Origin of the sequence: Hymenobacter setariae, from assembly GCF_007713685.1 — a bacterium.
Lineage (GTDB): Bacteria > Bacteroidota > Bacteroidia > Cytophagales > Hymenobacteraceae > Hymenobacter > Hymenobacter setariae.
The window spans coordinates 1-1182 of the sequence record NZ_VMRJ01000013.1 but is presented as its reverse complement, the minus strand read 5'-3'; the positions used below and the strand labels follow the sequence as shown (position 1 = coordinate 1182).

The following is a 1182-nucleotide window of genomic DNA, read 5'->3' as shown; positions in this document are numbered from 1 at the left end:
TTGTAAGCACACGGTTTCAGGTTCTTTTCACTCCGCTATCCGCGGTTCTTTTCACCTTTCCCTCACGGTACTGGTTCACTATCGGTGTCTCAGGAGTATGTAGCCTTAGCGGATGGTGCCGCTTGCTTCAGACGGGGTTTCTCCGGCCCCGCCCTACTCAGGATCCCACTACCGTAAACCAGAATTGTCACTTACCGGGCTCTCACCGTCTATGGCCTGCCTTCCCATGCAGTTCAGTTAACTCGGTTTAATCAGATGTCGTGGTCCTACAACCCCACAGCGGCCGTAACCGCCGTGGTTTGGGCTCCTCCCCGTTCGCTCGCCACTACTTGGGGAATCATTGTTATTTTCTTTTCCTGCCGGTACTGAGATGTTTCAGTTCCCGGCGTTTGCTCCAGTCCTAAAAGGAGTGGTCACTGGTCTTCAACCAGTGGGGTTGCCCCATTCGGAAATCCGGGGATTAGCGGATATGTGCTCCTCCCCCCGGCTTATCGCAGCTTATCGCGTCCTTCATCGCCTCTGAGACCCTAGGCATCCCCCGTGTGCTCTTACTTACTTCTCGCTTGCGATTCTCTCTACCTAAGTAGAGTAGAATTGCTGCTAGTCTGTGACTAACAGCCCGCTTTTTACTTCTCTTTCTTATTTCCCTTACGTCAAAGAACGTTTACTACCCAATTGGTAGCAAATGTGGAATAGTTGAATCGCTTCGAACTAAACCAGTATCTCAAATCGCTTTCTCAATCAGAAAGCGTAATCAGTGGAGGATAACGGATTCGAACCGTTGACCCCCTGCGTGCAAGGCAGGTGCTCTAGCCAGCTGAGCTAATCCCCCGGAAATTGGCTGCAAGCAGTAACCCGCTGCTGCCAGTGGGCCTGCCTGGACTCGAACCAGGGACCTCTACATTATCAGTGTAGCGCTCTAACCACCTGAGCTACAAGCCCGGGTTCGGCCTGCCCTCTTATGAGGCCAATGCAGAATCCGATAAATCGTTGAATGAAGGAAATAGACAAAATGTGTGGGCCAAACGACCTGAAGTATATTAAGTCACGAACAAGAGATGCTCCAGAAAGGAGGTGATCCAGCCGCACCTTCCGGTACGGCTACCTTGTTACGACTTAGCCCTAATTACCTGTTCTACCCTAACTGGCTTCTGTGACGAGCACCAGCTTCAGGTCTACCAG

2 tRNA genes and 2 rRNA genes are annotated in these 1182 nt (G+C 51.6%); all 4 read right to left on the bottom strand.

The window, feature by feature from the left end:
* Positions 1-562: ribosomal RNA gene (locus FNT36_RS25265) — 23S ribosomal RNA — on the bottom strand; the annotation flags it as partial.
* A 196-nt stretch (positions 563-758) separates the two neighbouring features.
* Positions 759-832, bottom strand: a tRNA-Ala gene (locus tag FNT36_RS25260).
* Between the two features lie 36 nt (positions 833-868).
* Positions 869-942: transfer RNA gene (locus tag FNT36_RS25255), tRNA-Ile, on the bottom strand.
* A gap of 125 nt (positions 943-1067) precedes the next feature.
* Positions 1068-1182 (bottom strand): 16S ribosomal RNA (locus FNT36_RS25250); the annotation flags it as partial.